The 17,657-nt window shown below is 61.4% G+C and carries 17 protein-coding genes; all 17 read left to right on the plus strand.

The window, feature by feature from the left end; genetic code table 11:
- Nucleotide 1 precedes the first annotated feature (1 nt).
- Complete coding sequence (locus HHL08_RS13635; RefSeq protein WP_169573701.1) at nucleotides 2-784, plus strand: NADH-quinone oxidoreductase subunit C; 783 nt, start codon at nucleotides 2-4, stop codon at nucleotides 782-784.
- Nucleotides 784-2,019 (plus strand): NADH-quinone oxidoreductase subunit D, encoded by a 1,236-nt coding sequence (locus tag HHL08_RS13640; RefSeq protein WP_169573702.1) that lies wholly within the window; start codon nucleotides 784-786, stop codon nucleotides 2,017-2,019. The genes HHL08_RS13635 and HHL08_RS13640 overlap by 1 nt, the downstream gene beginning before the upstream one ends.
- Entirely contained in the window at nucleotides 2,019-2,687 is a 669-nt protein-coding gene (locus HHL08_RS13645; protein WP_169573703.1) for a complex I 24 kDa subunit family protein, read from the plus strand. The genes HHL08_RS13640 and HHL08_RS13645 overlap by 1 nt, the downstream gene beginning before the upstream one ends.
- Nucleotides 2,684-2,833, plus strand: coding sequence for a hypothetical protein (locus tag HHL08_RS13650; RefSeq protein ID WP_169573704.1), 150 nt, complete (start codon nucleotides 2,684-2,686; stop codon nucleotides 2,831-2,833). The genes HHL08_RS13645 and HHL08_RS13650 overlap by 4 nt, the downstream gene beginning before the upstream one ends.
- Nucleotides 2,833-4,176: an NADH-quinone oxidoreductase subunit NuoF gene (gene nuoF, locus HHL08_RS13655; protein WP_169573705.1), complete on the plus strand. Its 1,344-nt coding sequence runs from the start codon at nucleotides 2,833-2,835 to the stop codon at nucleotides 4,174-4,176. Before HHL08_RS13650 ends, nuoF begins: the two co-directional genes overlap by 1 nt.
- A gap of 134 nt (nucleotides 4,177-4,310) precedes the next feature.
- The gene (locus HHL08_RS13660) at nucleotides 4,311-4,871 is read left to right on the plus strand and encodes a hypothetical protein (protein ID WP_169573706.1); all 561 of its coding nucleotides are present in this window, start codon (nucleotides 4,311-4,313) and stop codon (nucleotides 4,869-4,871) included.
- Between the two features lie 99 nt (nucleotides 4,872-4,970).
- Nucleotides 4,971-6,977 carry an NADH-quinone oxidoreductase subunit NuoG gene (gene nuoG, locus HHL08_RS13665; protein WP_169573707.1) on the plus strand — a complete coding sequence of 669 codons (2,007 nt, stop codon included), beginning with the start codon at nucleotides 4,971-4,973 and terminating at the stop codon, nucleotides 6,975-6,977.
- Nucleotides 6,974-8,023 carry an NADH-quinone oxidoreductase subunit NuoH gene (gene nuoH, locus HHL08_RS13670; protein ID WP_169573708.1) on the plus strand — a complete coding sequence of 350 codons (1,050 nt, stop codon included), beginning with the start codon at nucleotides 6,974-6,976 and terminating at the stop codon, nucleotides 8,021-8,023. Before nuoG ends, nuoH begins: the two co-directional genes overlap by 4 nt.
- Nucleotides 8,020-8,505 (plus strand): NADH-quinone oxidoreductase subunit NuoI, encoded by a 486-nt coding sequence (nuoI, locus tag HHL08_RS13675; protein WP_169573709.1) that lies wholly within the window; start codon nucleotides 8,020-8,022, stop codon nucleotides 8,503-8,505. The genes nuoH and nuoI overlap by 4 nt, the downstream gene beginning before the upstream one ends.
- Nucleotides 8,506-8,535: 30 nt before the next feature.
- Nucleotides 8,536-9,147 carry an NADH-quinone oxidoreductase subunit J gene (locus tag HHL08_RS13680; protein ID WP_169573710.1) on the plus strand — a complete coding sequence of 204 codons (612 nt, stop codon included), beginning with the start codon at nucleotides 8,536-8,538 and terminating at the stop codon, nucleotides 9,145-9,147.
- Nucleotides 9,144-9,449 (plus strand): NADH-quinone oxidoreductase subunit NuoK, encoded by a 306-nt coding sequence (gene nuoK, locus HHL08_RS13685; RefSeq protein WP_004211745.1) that lies wholly within the window; start codon nucleotides 9,144-9,146, stop codon nucleotides 9,447-9,449. Before HHL08_RS13680 ends, nuoK begins: the two co-directional genes overlap by 4 nt.
- A gap of 10 nt (nucleotides 9,450-9,459) precedes the next feature.
- On the plus strand, nucleotides 9,460-11,541 hold the full coding sequence (gene nuoL / locus HHL08_RS13690; protein ID WP_169573711.1) for an NADH-quinone oxidoreductase subunit L: 2,082 nt from the start codon (nucleotides 9,460-9,462) through the stop codon (nucleotides 11,539-11,541).
- Nucleotides 11,541-13,088 (plus strand): NADH-quinone oxidoreductase subunit M, encoded by a 1,548-nt coding sequence (locus HHL08_RS13695; protein WP_169573712.1) that lies wholly within the window; start codon nucleotides 11,541-11,543, stop codon nucleotides 13,086-13,088. The genes nuoL and HHL08_RS13695 overlap by 1 nt, the downstream gene beginning before the upstream one ends.
- Nucleotides 13,088-14,524 (plus strand): NADH-quinone oxidoreductase subunit NuoN, encoded by a 1,437-nt coding sequence (gene nuoN, locus HHL08_RS13700; protein ID WP_169573713.1) that lies wholly within the window; start codon nucleotides 13,088-13,090, stop codon nucleotides 14,522-14,524. The genes HHL08_RS13695 and nuoN overlap by 1 nt, the downstream gene beginning before the upstream one ends.
- Before the next feature lie 2 nt (nucleotides 14,525-14,526).
- Nucleotides 14,527-15,228, plus strand: a complete 702-nt coding sequence (locus HHL08_RS13705; protein ID WP_169573831.1) for a biotin--[acetyl-CoA-carboxylase] ligase — start codon at nucleotides 14,527-14,529, stop codon at nucleotides 15,226-15,228.
- A gap of 10 nt (nucleotides 15,229-15,238) precedes the next feature.
- Entirely contained in the window at nucleotides 15,239-16,018 is a 780-nt protein-coding gene (locus HHL08_RS13710; protein WP_169573714.1) for a type III pantothenate kinase, read from the plus strand.
- Nucleotides 16,018-17,655 carry a ribonuclease J gene (locus HHL08_RS13715; protein ID WP_169573715.1) on the plus strand — a complete coding sequence of 546 codons (1,638 nt, stop codon included), beginning with the start codon at nucleotides 16,018-16,020 and terminating at the stop codon, nucleotides 17,653-17,655. The genes HHL08_RS13710 and HHL08_RS13715 overlap by 1 nt, the downstream gene beginning before the upstream one ends.
- Nucleotides 17,656-17,657 lie beyond the last annotated feature (2 nt).

A 17,657-nucleotide genomic window follows, 5' to 3' on the forward strand; every position in this document is an offset into this window, starting at 1 on the left:
TATGGGACATTCCGCACCCAGGATCGCGACCATCGACGGGATTGTCGAGGAAATCGGCACTCTGCTGGGGTCGATGCTGATCGAAACCGTCGATCATGCTGACGAACTGACCTTCATCGTCGCGCGCGACGGCCTGCCGCAGGCGTTGACGCTGTTGCGCGACCACGCGGAATATCAGCAGCTGATGGAGATCGCCGGCATCGACTATCCCGACCGCCCGGAGCGGTTCGAGGTCGCCTATCATCTGCTCAGCGTCACGCGGAATCATCGTATTCGCGTGAAGGTATCGACCGACGAAGACACGCCGGTCCCTACCGTCACGCACCTCTGGCCGGTCGCCGGCTGGCTGGAGCGCGAAGTGTTCGACATGTATGGCGTCGTCTTCGACGGCAATACCGACTTGCGCCGCATCCTGACTGACTATGGGTTCAAGGGGCATCCGCAGCGCAAAGACTTCCCACTGACCGGCTATGTCGAACTGCGCTATTCCGAGGAGGATAAGCGCGTCGTCTATGAACCGGTGAAACTGGCGCAGGACTTCCGCAGCTTTGACTTCATGAGCCCGTGGGAAGGCGCGCAATATGTGCTGCCCGGCGACGAAAAGGCTGTAGCGCCCGCCGCCCCGGCCGCGCCCACGCCCAAGACGACCGAAAAGAAGGCCGACACCGGCGCGGGCGAGGCTGCCAACAAAGCAGCCGAAACGAAGTCCGGTGACGCGCCGGCCAAGCCCGCTGCCGCGACCGACGAAGGTAAAGGTGCTGCCAAGCCCGAGGATAAAGCCTGATGGCCGACTATCTCGACGAACTGGAACATCGCACGGACGCGGCCGACCCGTCTTATGGCGATACGGAAATCCAGAACTACACGATCAATTTTGGCCCGCAGCACCCTGCGGCGCATGGCGTTTTGCGTCTGGTTATGGAACTGGATGGTGAAATCGTCGAACGCTGCGACCCGCATGTCGGCCTGCTGCATCGCGGCACCGAAAAGCTGATCGAATATAAGACCTATATGCAGGCGCTGCCCTATTTCGATCGGCTGGACTATTGTTCGCCGCTCGGCATGGAGCATAGCTATGTGTTGGCGATCGAGAAGCTGCTGAACCTGGAAGTGCCACTGCGCGCGCAATATCTGCGTGTGTTTTTCGCGGAACTGACCCGTATCTGCAATCATATGCTGAACCTGGGTTCGCATGTGATGGACGTCGGCGCGATGACGCCGAACCTATGGCTGTTCGAAATCCGCGAGGATTGCCTCAACTTCTTCGAACGCGCTTCGGGCGCCCGTATGCACAGCGCCTATTTCCGTCCCGGTGGCGTGCATCAGGATGTGCCTTTGAAGCTGCTGACCGACATCGCGGACTGGCTCGACGGTCGCCTGCCTCGCCTGTTCGAGGATGCGATCAGCCTGGTGGCTGACAACCGCATCTTCAAGCAGCGTAATGTCGACATCGCGGTCGTGTCGAAGGAAGACGCGCTGAAATGGGGCTTTTCCGGTCCCATGATCCGCGGGTCGGGTATCCCCTGGGACATCCGCAAGTCGCAGCCCTATGACGTCTATGACCGTATGGAGTTCGACGTTCCCGTCGGCACCCAGTTCGACTGCTACGACCGGTTCATGGTTCGCGTCGAGGAAGTGCGGCAGTCGGCGCGTATCATGAAACAGTGCCTGAACGAGATGCCGGACGGCCCGATCGCCAGCTTCGACCGCAAGGTGGTGCCGCCCAAGCGCGGTGAAATGAAGCGATCGATGGAAGCGCTGATCCACCACTTCAAACTCTACACCGAGGGCTTCCATGTCCCCGCGGGTGAAGTCTATGTGGCGACCGAAAGCCCGAAAGGCGAATTCGGCGTCTATCTGGTCAGCGACGGATCCAACAAGCCCTATCGCTGCAAGATCCGCCCGACTGCCTTTTCGCATCTGCAAGCCATGGACTTCATGATGAAGGGCCACATGCTTGCCGATACAACCGCTGTACTGGGCGCGATGGACATCGTGTTCGGAGAATGTGACCGATAATGGCTGACGCAGTTCATATCCCCGATGAGGCCGAAACCCGCGCGCGCTGGGGCGCGTTCGAGTGGACCGCCGAAAACGCCGAACAGGCCAAGACGGTCATCGCGCGCTATCCCGCCGGTCGTCAGCAATCGGCGGTGATGCCGCTGCTTGACCTGGCCCAGCGGCAGGTCGCTGCGGAGACTCAGACCAATGGCTGGTTGCCAGTGCCGGTGATGGAATATATCGGGCGTCAGCTCGATATGCCGTACATGCGCGTTTATGAAGTCGCGACCTTCTACACCATGTACAACCTCGCGCCGGTCGGCCGCTATCATGTGCAGGTGTGCGGCACGACGCCCTGCATGTTGCGCGGGTCGGACGATGTCTTTTCGGCCTGCAAGAATAAGGGCCTCGTCAAGGGCGGCACGACCCCCGATGGTCTGTTCACGCTGAGCGAAGTCGAATGCCTCGGCGCCTGCGCCAATGCGCCGATGGTCCAGATCAACGATGATAATTTCGAAGATCTGACCTATGACAGCATGAGCGCGATTTTGGAGACGTTGGCCACCGGTGGCCAGCCCAAGATCGGCCCGCAGATCGACCGTCAGACCAGCGCGCCCGAAGGTGGCCCGACCACGCTCAAGGAGATGGTCAGCGAAAATCACGATTATCGGGGTTCGTGGGCGTGAGCGCCCTGATCGCCATCATTTTGGGCCTGATCGTGTTCGTGATCGCGCTCAAGATCATCGGCGCTGTGCTGGGTCTTGTCATCGGCCTTGCCCTTGCGTTGCTTGCCTATTTCGTGGCTGAAAAACTGATCGGAAAGGGCCGGTAATGGCCGACGAAACCGCACCTCCCCCGCCGCCGCCCTTCGTAGGGCCGCTGTCCGATAAGGACCGCATCTTCACCAACGTCCATGGCTACCAGGATTGGGGCATCGACGCGGCGATGAAGCGCGGCGATTGGGACAATACCAAGAAGCTGATGGAAATCGGCCAGGATGCTATCATCGATATCATCAAGGCGTCGAACCTGCGCGGCCGTGGTGGCGCAGGCTTCCCGACCGGCATGAAGTGGAGCTTCATGCCCAAGGAAAGCAAGGACGGCCGTCCCAGCTTCCTGGTCATCAACGCCGATGAATCCGAGCCAGGCAGCTGCAAGGACCGCGAAATCGTTCGCCACGATCCGCACAAGCTGATCGAAGGCGCGCTGATCGCCGGTTTCGCGATGCGCGCCCGCGCGGCTTACATCTACATTCGCGGCGAGTTCATCTACGAAGCGAAGGTTCTCTTCGCCGCGGTCGAGCAGGCCTATGAAAAGGGCTTCATCGGCAAGAATGCCTGCGGGTCGGGCTATGATTTCGACGTCTTCGTCCATCGCGGTGCGGGCGCCTATATCTGTGGCGAAGAAACCGCGCAGATCGAAAGCATCGAGGGCAAGAAGGGCCAGCCCCGCCTGAAGCCGCCTTTCCCGGCGGGCGCAGGCCTTTATGGCTGCCCGACCACGGTGAATAACGTGGAATCGATTGCGGTCAGCCCGACGATCCTGCGGCGCGGCGCGGCCTGGTTCAACCGCTTCGGCCGCGAGAATAATCGCGGCACCAAACTGTTCCAGATCAGCGGCCATGTGAACAAGCCCTGCGTCGTCGAGGAATCGATGTCGATCCCGTTCCGCGAACTGATCGACCGCCATTGCGGCGGTATAAGGGGCGGGTGGGACAATCTAATGGCGGTCATCCCCGGCGGCTCTTCGGTGCCATTGGTGCCGGCCCGTGAAATCATGGACGCGCCGATGGATTTCGATGGGTTGAAGGCGCTCGGCTCCGGCCTTGGCACCGCCGCCGTCATCGTCATGGACAAGTCGACCGACATCGTCCGCGCCATTTCGCGCCTCTCCTACTTCTACAAGCATGAGAGTTGCGGCCAGTGTACGCCATGCCGCGAAGGCACGGGCTGGATGTGGCGGGTGATGGAACGGCTGCGTACCGGCGACGCTGACCTGTCCGAAATCGACATGCTGCATCAGGTGACCAAGCAGGTCGAAGGCCACACCATCTGCGCGCTCGGCGACGCGGCGGCATGGCCGATCCAGGGGCTCATCAAGCATTTCCGCCCGGAAATCGAGCGCCGCATAAATGAAAACAAGGGTAGCGCCCCCGTCATGGAGGCAGCGGAGTGATACTGCGGTTCGCTCTTCTAATATCCGCCGCTTTTGTTGCGGCACCGTCAGCATTGGCGCAGGAAACGGGGACATTGATCCGTCATCGTGTGGCCCAAATGCCGGGTCGAGGTCCCGCGGCCGCGCGAGTGACCATGGAGGGATTTGCGGCTTGCGTCGTAGATCGCTCTCAAGGACGCGCGCGCAAATTCATCGATCTGCCGGTCGGTTCGCCAGAGTATAAATCTTTGCTCAAAAGCATGTTCGACCCTTCGGACGAGTGCATGGCGGATGGTCATTTGAAGCTTTCGGAAAACTTGCTGCGAGGAGGAATTTTCGTGGCGCTTTTCCAGCATGACTATAAGTCCAAGGCCATTGATGCATTTCCGGATGATTTGAATAGCGGTTATCTCCAATTATATGGCGATACCGTTCCTAGTGCGGCATATTCTGTGGTGGCGCTGGAACAATTTGGAGAATGTGTAGCGCGTGCCAATCCATCGCTTTCACGGTCGCTTGTGCTATCTTATCCAGCTTCTCGTCAGGAAAATGAAACCGTTCAGGCGTTGATGCCGAAACTCAGCGCCTGCATCCCCGATGGCGAGAAAATCGAACTGTCAAAGGCAACGGTGAAGGGTGCCATTGCTGAAGGATTGCTTCGTTTGACCCGCGCCGCCACGAAGAGCGAATTTGCTCGGACCGAGGTGCAAAAATGAATCGGATCCGCCTTAATTTCGCCCCAGGCCACGCCGAGAGGGTCGATTGTCATAAACGGGCGGCCAGGCCGCTCATCGCTTCCAAAAAGGGCAGCGCGAATGCCTAAAGTCAAAGTTGACGGCGTAGAACTCGAAGTCCCGGCGGGCGCCACCGTCCTCCAGGCTTGCGAGATGGCGGGGAAGGAAATTCCGCGCTTTTGCTATCATGAACGGCTGTCTATCGCGGGCAATTGCCGCATGTGCCTGGTCGAAGTGAAGCCCGGACCGCCCAAGCCGCAGGCGTCGTGCGCGCTGCCCGCTGCCGAGGGGCAGGACATTCGCACCGACAGCGAAATGGTAAAGAAGGCGCGCGAAGGGGTGATGGAGTTCCTCCTCATCAACCATCCGCTTGATTGCCCGATTTGCGACCAGGGCGGCGAATGCGATTTGCAGGACCAGTCGGTCGCCTATGGCCGCGGCGCATCACGTTATGATGAGAATAAGCGCGCCGTAACCGAGAAATATATGGGACCGATCGTCAAAACGGTCATGACCCGCTGCATCCAGTGCACCCGCTGCGTGCGCTTTGCGGAAGAAGTCGCGGGCGTACCGGAAATCGGCGCAATCGGCCGTGGCGAGAATATGCAGATCACCACCTATCTCGAACATGCCGCGCAGAGCGAGCTGTCCGGCAATGTGGTCGACCTATGCCCCGTAGGTGCGCTGACTGCCAAGCCCTATGCGTTCGAAGCGCGTCCGTGGGAATTGAAGAAGACCCACGCGATCGATGTGATGGACGCGCTCGGCACCAACATCCGCCTCGACAGCCGCGGCCGCCAAGTGCTGCGCGCCGTGCCACGCATCAATGACGACGTGAACGAGGAATGGGCGTCGGACAAGACCCGGCACAATGTCGACGGTCTGGTCCGCAAGCGGCTCGACAAGCCCTATGTCCGCAAGGACGGTAAGCTGGCCCCCGCGACCTGGGCGGAAGCCTTTGCCGCCGTCGCCGCGGTCCAGCATGGCGGCAGCGTCGCGGCGATTGCCGGCGACCTGCTCGATTGCGAGACGATGTTCGCCGGCAAGGCGCTGGTCGAAAAGCTGGGCGGCACGATGCTGGAAGGCCGCCAGACCGGCCTGTCCTACGACGTGTCGAGCCTGTCGTCGGTGGTGTTCAACACGCCGCTGGCCGATCTGGAAACCGCCGACGTCATCCTGCTGGTCGGCACCAATTTGCGCTGGGAAGCGCCTTTGGTGAACACGCGGCTGCGCAAGGCGATCAAGAAGGGCGCGAAGGTCTTTGCGGTCGGGCCTGAGTTCGATCTGACCTACAATGTCGAGTGGCTGGGCAATGATGCGTCTTTGCTCGCCAAGCTGCCGGACGCGGTGGTCGAGGCGTTCGGCAAGGCTGTGCGTCCTGCGATGATCGTTGGTGGCGGGGTGCTGGCCAAGGACGGCGCGCATGGCGATACGCTGGCGCTGGTCGATACGCTTGGCCTCGTGAAGGATGGCTGGAACGGCTATAACGTCCTGCACTTTGCGGCGGCGCGTATGGGCGGGCTGATGCTGGGTTATGCGACGCAGGGCGGCATCAAGGCGGTGGCGGCGGCCGCGCCCAAGCTGCTCCTTTCGCTGGGGGCGGACGAAGTCGATTATGCAGCCTTCTCCAACAGCTTCAAAGTCTATGTCGGCCATCATGGCGACAAGGGTGCGCACGCGGCGGATGTGATCCTGCCGGGCGCAAGCTATGCCGAAAAGGCGGGCACCTATGTCAACCTCGAAGGCCGGGTGCAGTTCGGCGAGAAGGCGGTGTTCGCGCCGGGCGATGCCCGCGAGGACTGGTCGATCCTGCGTGCGCTGTCCGAAGCGCTGGGCGCCAGGCTGCCTTTCGACAGTTTCGACGCGCTGCGCGTCGAAATGGTCAAGGCGGTGCCGGCGCTGGGCGTCGAAGGCTTGGCCGATTATGGCTGGTCGCTCCCGAAGCTCCCAACCGGAGCGACCGGTGAACTGGCGTCGCCGATCAAGGATTTCTACCTGACCAACGCCATCTGCCGCGCCAGCCCGACGATGCAGCAATGCTCGGCGGAACTGGTCCATGGTGAGAGCTTCGCGGAGGCCGCAGAGTGACCGCTTTCTTCCAAAATCTGGGTATGGGCTTCGAAGGCGCCTGGTTCCTGTCGACCATCATCGGCATCCTGGTGATCGCATTGCCGGTCATGCTGGCGGTTGCGATGCTGATCTATGCCGATCGCAAGATCTGGGCGGCGATGGCGCTGCGTCGCGGTCCCAACGTCGTTGGTCCCTTCGGCCTGCTCCAATCCTTCGCGGACGGCCTGAAGGTCTTTCTCCAGGAAACCATCGTCCCGTCGGCATCGAACAAGGCGCTGTTCCTGATCGCGCCGATCATCACATTCACCGTGGCGCTAATCGCCTGGGCGGTTGTCCCGTTCCAGGTCGGCGTCGTGCTGGCCGACATCAATGTTGGCTTGCTCTATATTCTCGCGATTTCCTCGCTGGGGGTTTACGGCATCGTACTGGCAGGTTGGGCGTCGAACTCGAAATATCCCTTCTATTCCGCGATCCGCGCATCTGCGCAGATGATCAGCTATGAAGTCTCAATCGGCTTCATCCTGATCTGCGTCGTGCTTTGGGCGAACAGCTTCAACCTGACGACCATCGTAGAAAGCCAGAAGGGCTATTATGGCTTCCTGAACGGCAACGGCTTCAACCCGCTGCTGTTCCCGATGGCGATCATGTTCCTGATTTCGTCCCTCGCGGAAACCGGCCGCGCGCCTTTCGACCTGACCGAAGCGGATTCGGAACTGGTGGCGGGTTACCAGACCGAATATTCGTCCATGGCCTTCGCGCTCTACTGGCTGGGCGAATATGCCAATGTCATCCTGATGTGCGCATTGAACGCGATCCTGTTCTGGGGCGGCTATCTTCCCCCGGTCGACTGGGCACCGCTCTATTATGTGCCGGGCATCCTGTGGCTGTTCGCCAAGATCCTGTTCTTCTTCTTCGTCTTTTCCTGGGTAAAGGCGACGGTGCCTCGCTACCGGTATGACCAGCTGATGCGGCTGGGCTGGAAGATTTTCCTGCCGACCTCGCTCTTCTTCGTCTTCCTGGTGTCGGGCTTCCTCATGCTGACGCGCTATGGAGGCGCACAATGAGCCTCGGTTATTACGTCAAAAGCTTCACCCTCTGGGAGTTCGTGAAGGCGCACTGGTTGACTTTGAAATATTTTTTCAAAGCCAAGGCGACGATCAACTATCCCTATGAGAAGAACCCGATCAGCCCGCGTTTCCGCGGCGAACATGCGCTGCGCCGCTATCCCAATGGGGAAGAGCGCTGTATCGCGTGCAAGCTGTGCGAAGCGGTGTGTCCGGCGCAGGCGATCACCATTGAGGCTCAGCCGCGCGACGATGGTAGCCGCCGCACGACGCGCTACGACATAGACATGACCAAGTGCATCTATTGCGGTTTCTGTCAGGAAGCCTGCCCGGTGGACGCGGTCGTGGAGGGGCCGAACTTTGAGTTCGCGACCGAAACCCGCGAGGAGCTGATCTACGACAAGGCCAAGCTCCTAGAAAACGGTGACAAGTGGGAACGCGCGATCGCCGCGAACCTTGCCGCCGATGCCCCCTATCGTTAAGCCGCGCGCGTCAAAGGGAATATTGCACCTGTGATTCACGTCCTCGCCTTTTACCTGTTCGCCATTTTGGTGGTGAGCAGCGGCGCGCTCACCATCTTGTCGCGCAACCCCGTTCATTCGGTGCTGTGGCTGATCCTTGCCTTCTTCAATGCGGCGGGGCTGATGGTCCTGCTCGGCGCGGAATTCATCGCGATGCTGCTTGTCATCGTCTATGTTGGGGCGGTCGCGGTGTTGTTCCTGTTCGTCGTCATGATGCTAGACATCGACTTTGCCGAATTGCGCGCCGGCTTTGTCAGCTATCTGCCGTTTGGCCTGCTGATCGCGTTGGTGCTGCTGGCGGAAATCGTGCTGGGCATCGGCCTGTGGAGCGCGGGGCCGATCGAACTGGCGCAACGCGCAGCGCCGACCGCGCCGGACGTGTCAAACATCAAGGCAATCGGCACGCTCCTTTATACCCGCTACATCTTCCTGTTCGAAGCGGCGGGCATCGTCCTGCTGGTCGCGATGATCGGTGCGATCGTCCTGACCCACCGGACCCGTGGCGGCACCAAGGGGCAGAATATCGCCAAGCAGAACCGTCGCCGTCCGCAGGATGCGGTCCGCAATATCAATCAGCCCATGGGGCAGGGGGTGGAGCTGTGATCGGCCTTCAACATTATATGGTGGTCAGCGCCATCCTCTTCGTGATGGGGGTGCTTGGCATCTTCATCAATCGCAAGAATGTCATCATCATCCTGATGGCGATCGAGCTGATCCTGCTCAGCGTGAACATCAACCTCGTCGCCTTCAGCGCCTTTCTGGGCGATCTGGTCGGGCAGGTCTTCTCGATGTTCGTGCTGACCGTCGCGGCGGGTGAGGCGGCCATCGGGCTTGCCATCCTCGTCATTTACTTCCGTGGTCGCGGCACCATCGCCGTCGACGATGTCAACCGGATGAAGGGCTGAGCCTGAACTCATGATCCAGCTTATCGTTCTTCTTCCGCTGCTGGCTGCTGCCATCGCGGGCCTGGGCAACAAGGCTCTCGGCAAATTGCCGGCCAAGATCGTCACCACTGGCGCGCTGTTCGCAGCCTGCGCCATGAGCTGGGCGATCTTCATTCCCTTCCTGCTCGGCCACGCCGAAGCATCGGTGACGCCGCTGTTCACCTGGATCGAAAGCGGCAGCTTCGATGCCCAGTGGGCGCTGCGCGTCGATACGATGACGGCGGTCATGCTGGTGGTCATCACCAGCGTTTCGAGCCTCGTTCACCTCTACAGCTGGGGCTATATGGACGAAGAGCCGGATCAGCCGCGCTTCTTTGCCTATCTCTCGCTCTTCACCTTCGCGATGCTGATGCTCGTGACCGCAAACAACCTGCTGCAGATGTTCTTCGGTTGGGAAGGCGTAGGCCTGGCCTCCTATCTCCTCATCGGCTTCTGGTTCCGTAAGCCCTCGGCCAACGCGGCCGCCATCAAAGCGTTCGTTGTCAACCGCGTAGGCGACCTTGGCTTCATGATGGGCATTTTCGGCACCTATCTGGTGTTCAACACCATATCGATACCGGAAATTCTGGAAATGGCGCCGTCGATGGCCGGTTCGACTATCGGTTTCCTTGGCCACCGTTTCGACACGATGACGGTCCTCTGTCTGCTGCTGTTCGTCGGCGCGATGGGCAAGTCGGCGCAGCTTGGCCTGCACACCTGGTTGCCGGACGCGATGGAAGGCCCGACCCCTGTGTCGGCGCTGATCCATGCGGCGACCATGGTCACCGCGGGCGTCTTCATGGTCTGCCGCCTGTCGCCGATGTTCGAAACGTCGCCAACGGCGCTGACCGTTGTCACCTATGTCGGCGCTGCGACATGCCTGTTCGCGGCGACGGTGGGCACCGTGCAGACCGACATCAAGCGCGTCATCGCCTATTCGACCTGTTCGCAACTGGGCTATATGTTCTTTGCGGCCGGCGTCGGCGCTTATGGCGCGGCGATGTTCCACCTCTTCACCCACGCCTTCTTCAAGGCGTTGCTGTTCCTGGGCGCCGGCTCGGTCATCCATGCGATGCATCATGAGCAGGACATGCGTTACTATGGCGGCCTGCGAAAAAGCATCCCCATCACCTTCTGGACGATGACGCTTGGCACACTCGCCATCACCGGCGTCGGCCTGCCGATTATCGGCGTGGGCTTCGCGGGCTTCTATTCGAAGGACGGCATCCTCGAAGCGGCCTATGCCGCTGGCGGGGCCGGGACCGGGGCGTTCATCGTCGGCGTGTTCGCCGCGTTGCTCACCAGCTTCTACAGCTGGCGCTTGGTCTTCCTGACCTTCTTCGGCAAGCCGCGCTGGACCAAGTCGGAACATATCCAGCATGCGCTGCATGATGCGCACGGCCATAACGATCATGGTCACGACGATCATGCCGCCCATGCGCATAACGATCACGCCCATGTGGCGCATGGTCATGACGACCATCACGCCCATGATGCAGGCGACGGCACGGGTGGCTATCACCCGCACGAAAGCCCGCTCGTCATGCTGGTTCCGTTGATCGTGCTCAGCCTGGGCGCGGTGTTCGCCGGCTTCCTGTTCCACGACCAGTTCATCGGTGCCGAAGGTGGTATCGAATTCTGGAAGGGCTCGCTCGCGTTTGACAGCCATCTGATGCATGCCGCGCATGAAGTGCCGACCTGGGTCAAGTTTGCACCGTTCACGGTGATGCTGACCGGTCTGTTCGTCGCCTGGCTGAGCTACATCAAGAATACCGACTGGCCGCAGCGGTTCGTGGCGACCTTCACCGGTCTGTACACATTCCTGCTCAACAAATGGTATTTCGACGAACTGTACAACGTCCTGTTCGTCAAGCCCGCCTTCGCGATCGGTCGCTTCTTCTGGAAGGTCGGTGACGTCGGCTTCATCGACCGGTTCGGGCCGAATGGCCTGGCTGCGCTGGTCGTGCAGGGCAATAAAATTACCCGTCGGCTTCAGTCCGGCTACCTCTACACCTACGCGCTGGTGATGCTGATCGGCCTCGCCGCTGCCGCAACCTGGGCGATGACACGATAATGGACGGCTTCCCCATCCTTTCCCTGATGATGGCAGTCCCGATGGCTGGCGCCATCGCCTGCCTCTTCGCGAGCGCCAACAATGCGCGCTGGATCGCGCTCATCGCGACGCTGGTCGATTTCGTCCTGGGCATCGTCCTGTGGATGAATTTCGACCAGGGCGGCCTGCAATGGCAGTTTCAGGAATATGCGCCGATCTTCGGTCGCTTCGCCTGGGCGCTGGGCATCGACGGTATCGCCCTGATGCTGATCGCGCTGACCGTGTTCCTGATGCCGATCTGTATCGGCGCGAGCTGGAACGCGATTACCAAGCGTGTCGGTGAATATATGGCGGCCTTCCTGTTCATGGAGGTGCTGATGATCGGTGTCTTCACGGCGCAGGATCTCTACCTCTTCTACATCATGTTCGAAGCCGGCCTGATCCCGATGTATCTGATCATCGGCATCTGGGGCGGCGCGGATCGTATCTACGCCTCGTATAAATTCTTTCTCTACACGCTGCTCGGATCGGTCCTGATGCTGATCGCGATGATGTGGATGGTGCATGAGGCCGGTTCCACCGAAATTCCGGTCTTGATGGCTTATAATTTCGATCCGCATGTCCAGACCTGGCTGTTCTTGGCCTTCTTTGCCAGTTTCGCTGTGAAGATGCCGATGTGGCCGGTCCACACCTGGCTGCCCGACGCGCATGTTCAGGCGCCGACGGCCGGTTCGGTCATCCTGGCAGGCGTGCTGCTGAAGATGGGTGGCTATGGCTTCATACGCTTCTCGCTGCCAATGTTCCCCGAAGCCTCGGCGCAGCTTGCGCCGATGGTCTGGGGCCTGTCGATGGTCGCGGTGGTCTATACCTCGCTGGTCGCGCTGGTGCAGTCGGACATGAAGAAGCTGATCGCCTACTCGTCGGTGGCGCATATGGCTATCGTCACCATCGGCCTGTTCGCCTTCAACCAGGCGGGTATCGAAGGCGCGATGATGGTCATGCTGGGTCATGGCCTGGTCGCAGGCGCGCTGTTCCTGTGCGTCGGCGTGGTCTATGATCGCCTTCATACCCGCGAGATCAACCGCTATGGCGGCCTCAGCATCAACATGCCGCGCTATGCCGTGCTGTTCCTGTTCTTCACCATGGCGTCGGTAGGCCTGCCGGGCACGTCCAACTTCGTCGGAGAATTCCTGGCGCTGATGGGCGTGTACCAGGCGTCGAGCTGGGTCGCGCTGGTCTGCACGACCGGGATCATCCTGGGTGCGGCCTATATGCTCTATTTGTATCGCCGCATTTGTTACGGCCCGCAGGTCAATGCCGATGCCGCCGCGATGCCCGATCTGTCGATCCGCGAATTCTGGCTGATGGCGCCGATTGCGGCGGTCGTGCTGTGGATGGGCGTCTATCCTGAAAGCTTCCTGGCCCCGATGCGCTCCGACATTCAAGCGCTTGAAGCGCGCCTCGCCCCTGCGGCTCCCGCAGGAGATTCCAAGATTAAGATGGGTGCGCCCAAGCCTGCGGGCGAGAGCCACCATGAAGAAGCCCCTGCGCACGGGGAGGCGCACTGATGATCGACTCCGCTTCCCTTCTGGCAGTATTGCCCGAACTCATCCTGACGGCGGGCGGCCTCGCGCTGATGATGGTTGCGGCCTTTGGCGGCGACGGCTCGGCCCGTGTCGTCACCTGGTTGTCGGTGGTCACGCTGGCGATTGCCGGTGCGGCGCTGTCCTGCTCGCTCGCCCATGGTCCTGACGCCTTTGACGGCCTGTATCGCGCCGACGCCTTCTCGGTATTTGCCAAGGCGCTGATTTACGTCGCGGCGGCGGCGGCCATCCTGCTTGCCCCGCGCTTCTTCTCGACCGACGGCGTGCCCCGCCCCGAATATCCGATCCTGATCCTGTTCGCCTCCATCGGCATGGGCATGATGGTATCGGCGGGCGACATGCTGACGCTCTATGTCGGCCTGGAGATGAACAGCCTGGCCTCTTATGTCCTTGCCAGCTTCATGCGGCAGGACGAACGCTCTTCGGAAGCGGGCCTCAAATATTTCGTGCTGGGCTCGCTTGCCAGCGGCATCCTCCTATACGGCATCTCGCTGCTGTACGGCTTTACTGGCAGCACGGCGTTCGACGGCATCGCCGTGGCGCTGGGCGAAGGCGTGTCGAAGGGCGAATTGTTCGGCCTGGTGTTCGTGCTGGCTGGCCTGGCTTTCAAGATCAGCGCCGTGCCGTTCCACATGTGGACTCCCGACGTCTATGAAGGCGCGCCGACCCCAGTTACGACCTTCTTCGCCAGCGCGCCAAAGGTCGCCGCGATGGGCCTGACCGTCCGTGTCGCTATCGAAGCATTGGGGCCGGCGGGTCTGGACTGGCAGCAGATCGTGATCTTCGTCGCGCTCGCCTCGATCCTCTTCGGCGCGGTCGCGGCGATCGGCCAGACCAACATCAAGCGTCTGATGGCCTATTCATCGATCAACAATGTCGGCTTTGCGCTGATCGGCCTGGCGGCGGGCACCCCTGCCGGTGTCGCGGGCACGATGAGCTATATGGCGATCTATGTCCTGATGACGATCGGCGCTTTCGCCTGCATCCTGCAAATGCGCGATGCAGACGGCAAACCGATCGAAACGATCGCCAGCCTCGCAGGCCTGTCTCAGTCGCGCAAAGGCCTGGCTGCGGCCCTCGCCATCTTCATGTTCTCGATGGCCGGCATCCCACCGCTCTTCGGTTTCTGGGCGAAATTCCTGGTGTTCGATGCAGCCGTTGCGGCTGGCCTGACCGCGCTGGCCGCCTTCGGCATCACGGCTTCAGTGATCGGCGCTTTCTATTACCTCAAGATCATCAAGACGATGTATTTCGACGAACCCACCGCCGCCTATGAGGCAAAGGGTGGTCCGGTCGAGAATATCATCCTGACGGCCTGCGCCGTGGTGATCGTGCTGGGCTATCTGCTCAACCCCCTACTGGATCAGGCGAGCGCTGCCGCGGCAGCGTCGCTCTTCTGACGCTGCCGCGCTTCGTCGAGGAAACCGGTTCCACCAACGCCGACATGCTGGCGTTGGCGGGGCAGGGGGCGGCCGATGGCAGCTGGTTGCGCGCCGGTCGCCAGACTGGGGGCAAGGGGCGGATGGGCCGCGCCTGGGAAAGCCCGGACGGTAATCTCTATTGCTCCACGCTGGTCCGGTTGCAGCCCAACGATCCGTTGGCCCATACGCTGGCGCTGGTTGCGGCCAATGCGGTCCATGCGCTTATTGCCCCGCTGTGTCGCGGGCAGGCGCGGATCAAATGGCCGAACGACATATTGGTCGATGGCGCGAAGATCGCCGGCATACTACTGGAACGGGCCGGGGACGCGATCGTCGTGGGCATCGGCATCAATGTCACCGGCCATCCCGAAGGGCTGGAACGCCCGGTCACCAGTCTGGCGGCACAGGGCGCTGCAGACGCGCAGGCGAAGGTGCTCTATGCGCGACTTGCCCAGCTATTTTGCCATTGGCTGTCCATCTGGCGCGCCCAGGGCATCGATCCCATCCGCACCCACTGGCTGCTCAATGCCCACCCGACCGGCACGGCGATGCGTGTCGTTCAGCCCGATGGCGGGGCGGTCGAAGGCGCGTTCGACACGCTCGACCGGCACGGCATGTTGATCCTGCGCTTGGCGAATGGGCAGAGCCATGCCATTCACGCGGGCGACATCATTCTCAACTAAGGGACGAGCCATGCTTCTCGCGATCGACGCGGGTAATACCAATGTCGTTTTCGCGCTGCTGGACGGGCGTGAAATCCGGGCACGCTGGCGAATCGCCACCGATCCGCGGCGCACCGCCGACGAATATGCCGTATGGTTGAACCAGTTGTTGCAGCTGGAAGGCTATGCCATTGCCGATGTCGATGCAGTGATCATCGCGACGGTGGTGCCACGCGCGCTGCATAATCTTCAGGTGCTGGCCGACAAATATTTCAAGACCCCGGCACTGATTGCGGGCCAAGGGTCCGTCGAATGGGGCATCGAACTGGACGTGGCCGAACCGGCGTCGGTCGGCGCCGACCGGGTTGTAAATGCCATCGCTGCGCACCACCTCTACGCAGGCGATCTGATCGTGATCGATTTCGGCACGGCGACGACGTTCGACGTAGTGGATTATCGCGGTGCCTATAAGGGCGGTATCATTGCGCCGGGGATCAACCTGTCGCTCGATGCGCTGGTCGCGGCTGCGGCAAAACTGCCCAAGATCGCGATCGCGCCACCGCAGGATCGATCGGTCATCGGCCGCACGACCGAAGCGCAAATGCATATTGGCGTTTTCTGGGGCTACGTAGCGATGATGGAGGGGCTGGTCGCCCGTATGAGGGCCGAGATCGGCCGTCCGACCAGAGTGATTTCGACGGGGGGCCTGGCGGTCCTCTTCAATGACAATAGCGATATTTTCGATGCGATCGCGCCGGACCTGACGGTTCAGGGCCTCGCGCTGATGCACGAACGGAGTTTGAAGACATAATGACACCCAAGGATGAACTGATTTTCCTGGCCCTTGGTGGGTCGGGCGAGATCGGCATGAACGTCAATCTATACGGCTGCCAAGGCAAATGGGTCATGGTCGACCTCGGCATGACCTTCGGCGATCCGACCTATCCCGGCATCGAACTGGTGCTGCCGGACCTCAGCTTCATCGAGGAGCGGCGCGACGACCTGCTGGGCATCGTCCTGACGCACGGGCATGAGGATCATATCGGCGCGATCCCCTATCTCGCTGCGGACCTTGGCGTCCCGCTCTATGCCACGCCCTTCACTGCGGGCCTCATCCGCCTGAAGCTGGAAGAAGAAGGCCTCTCGAAGGAGGTCAAGCTGCATGTGATCCCCAATGAAGGCAGCTTCAATCTCGGCCCGTTCGGCTTCCGTTACGTCCCGCTCGCCCATTCGATTCCCGAAGGCAATGCGGTGTTGATCGATACGCCCTACGGCCGCATTTTCCACACTGGCGACTGGAAGCTGGATGAACAGCCTCTGCTCGGCCAGCCCTCCACCCCGGCCGAACTGACCGCGATCGGCGACGAAGGCATACTGGCGCTGGTATGCGACAGCACCAACGTCTTCAACGACAAGGCCAGCGGGTCCGAAGGCGATGTGCGCGAAGGGCTGATGAAGACCGTCGCCGACGCAAAGGGGCGCGTGCTGGTCACGACCTTCGCCTCCAACGCCGCGCGCGTCCAGACGCTGGGCGAGGTCGCCGCGGCCACCGGCCGTAAGGTGTGCGTGGCGGGTCGCTCGCTCGACCGCATCATCAGCACGGCCGAGGCGGCCGGCTATCTCAAGGATTTTCCGCCCACCGTCGATTGGGACGATGTCATGCACCTGCCCCGCAGCGAGGTGATGATCATCGCCACCGGCGGCCAGGGTGAGGTGCGGGCAGCACTGGCCCGCATCGCGTTCGACAGCCATCCGATCAAGCTGGCGGAGGGTGATACGGTCATCTTCTCCTCCAAGCAGATCCCCGGCAATGAGATCGCGATCGGCCGTATCCAGAATGCGTTGGCGCAGAAGAATATATTGATGGTCACCGACCGTCAGGCCGAAGTCCATGTGTCCGGCCATCCCGGTCGCCCCGAACTCGAAGCCATGTACCGCTGGATTCGTCCCGAAATCCTGCTGCCGGTCCATGGCGAGCGCCGCCATATGGCGGAACAGGCGCGGCTCGGCATCACCAGCGGCATCCGCCATGCGGTGGTCCAGTCGAACGGCGATGTGCTGCGCCTGGCACCCGGCGCGCCGACGATCATCGGCAAACAGGACACAGGCAGACTGGTGCTGGATGGCGATGTCATCCTGCCGGCTGACGGCGCGACGATCAATGAACGGCGCAAGCTCGGCCTGCATGGCCAGATCAGCGTCGCCGTGGCAATCGACCGCAAGGGCAAGCTGATCGGCCAGCCCGCCTTGCGCACGCAAGGCGTGCCGGTGGAGGAAGACAAGGCGGCATTCCTGGCCGAAGCGGCCAACGAAGCCGCCGCCGCCGTGCCCAAGGGTTCGATGGAGGAAGAGGCGTTGCGCGAACGGGTCCGCCTGGCCGTGCGCCGCACAGCGACGCGCTGGACCGGCAAGAAGCCGATAGTGGACGTACTGCTCGTTCGGGCCTAATC

Source organism: Sphingobium psychrophilum (assembly GCF_012927105.1).
In the GTDB taxonomy this organism is placed as follows: domain Bacteria; phylum Pseudomonadota; class Alphaproteobacteria; order Sphingomonadales; family Sphingomonadaceae; genus Sphingobium; species Sphingobium psychrophilum.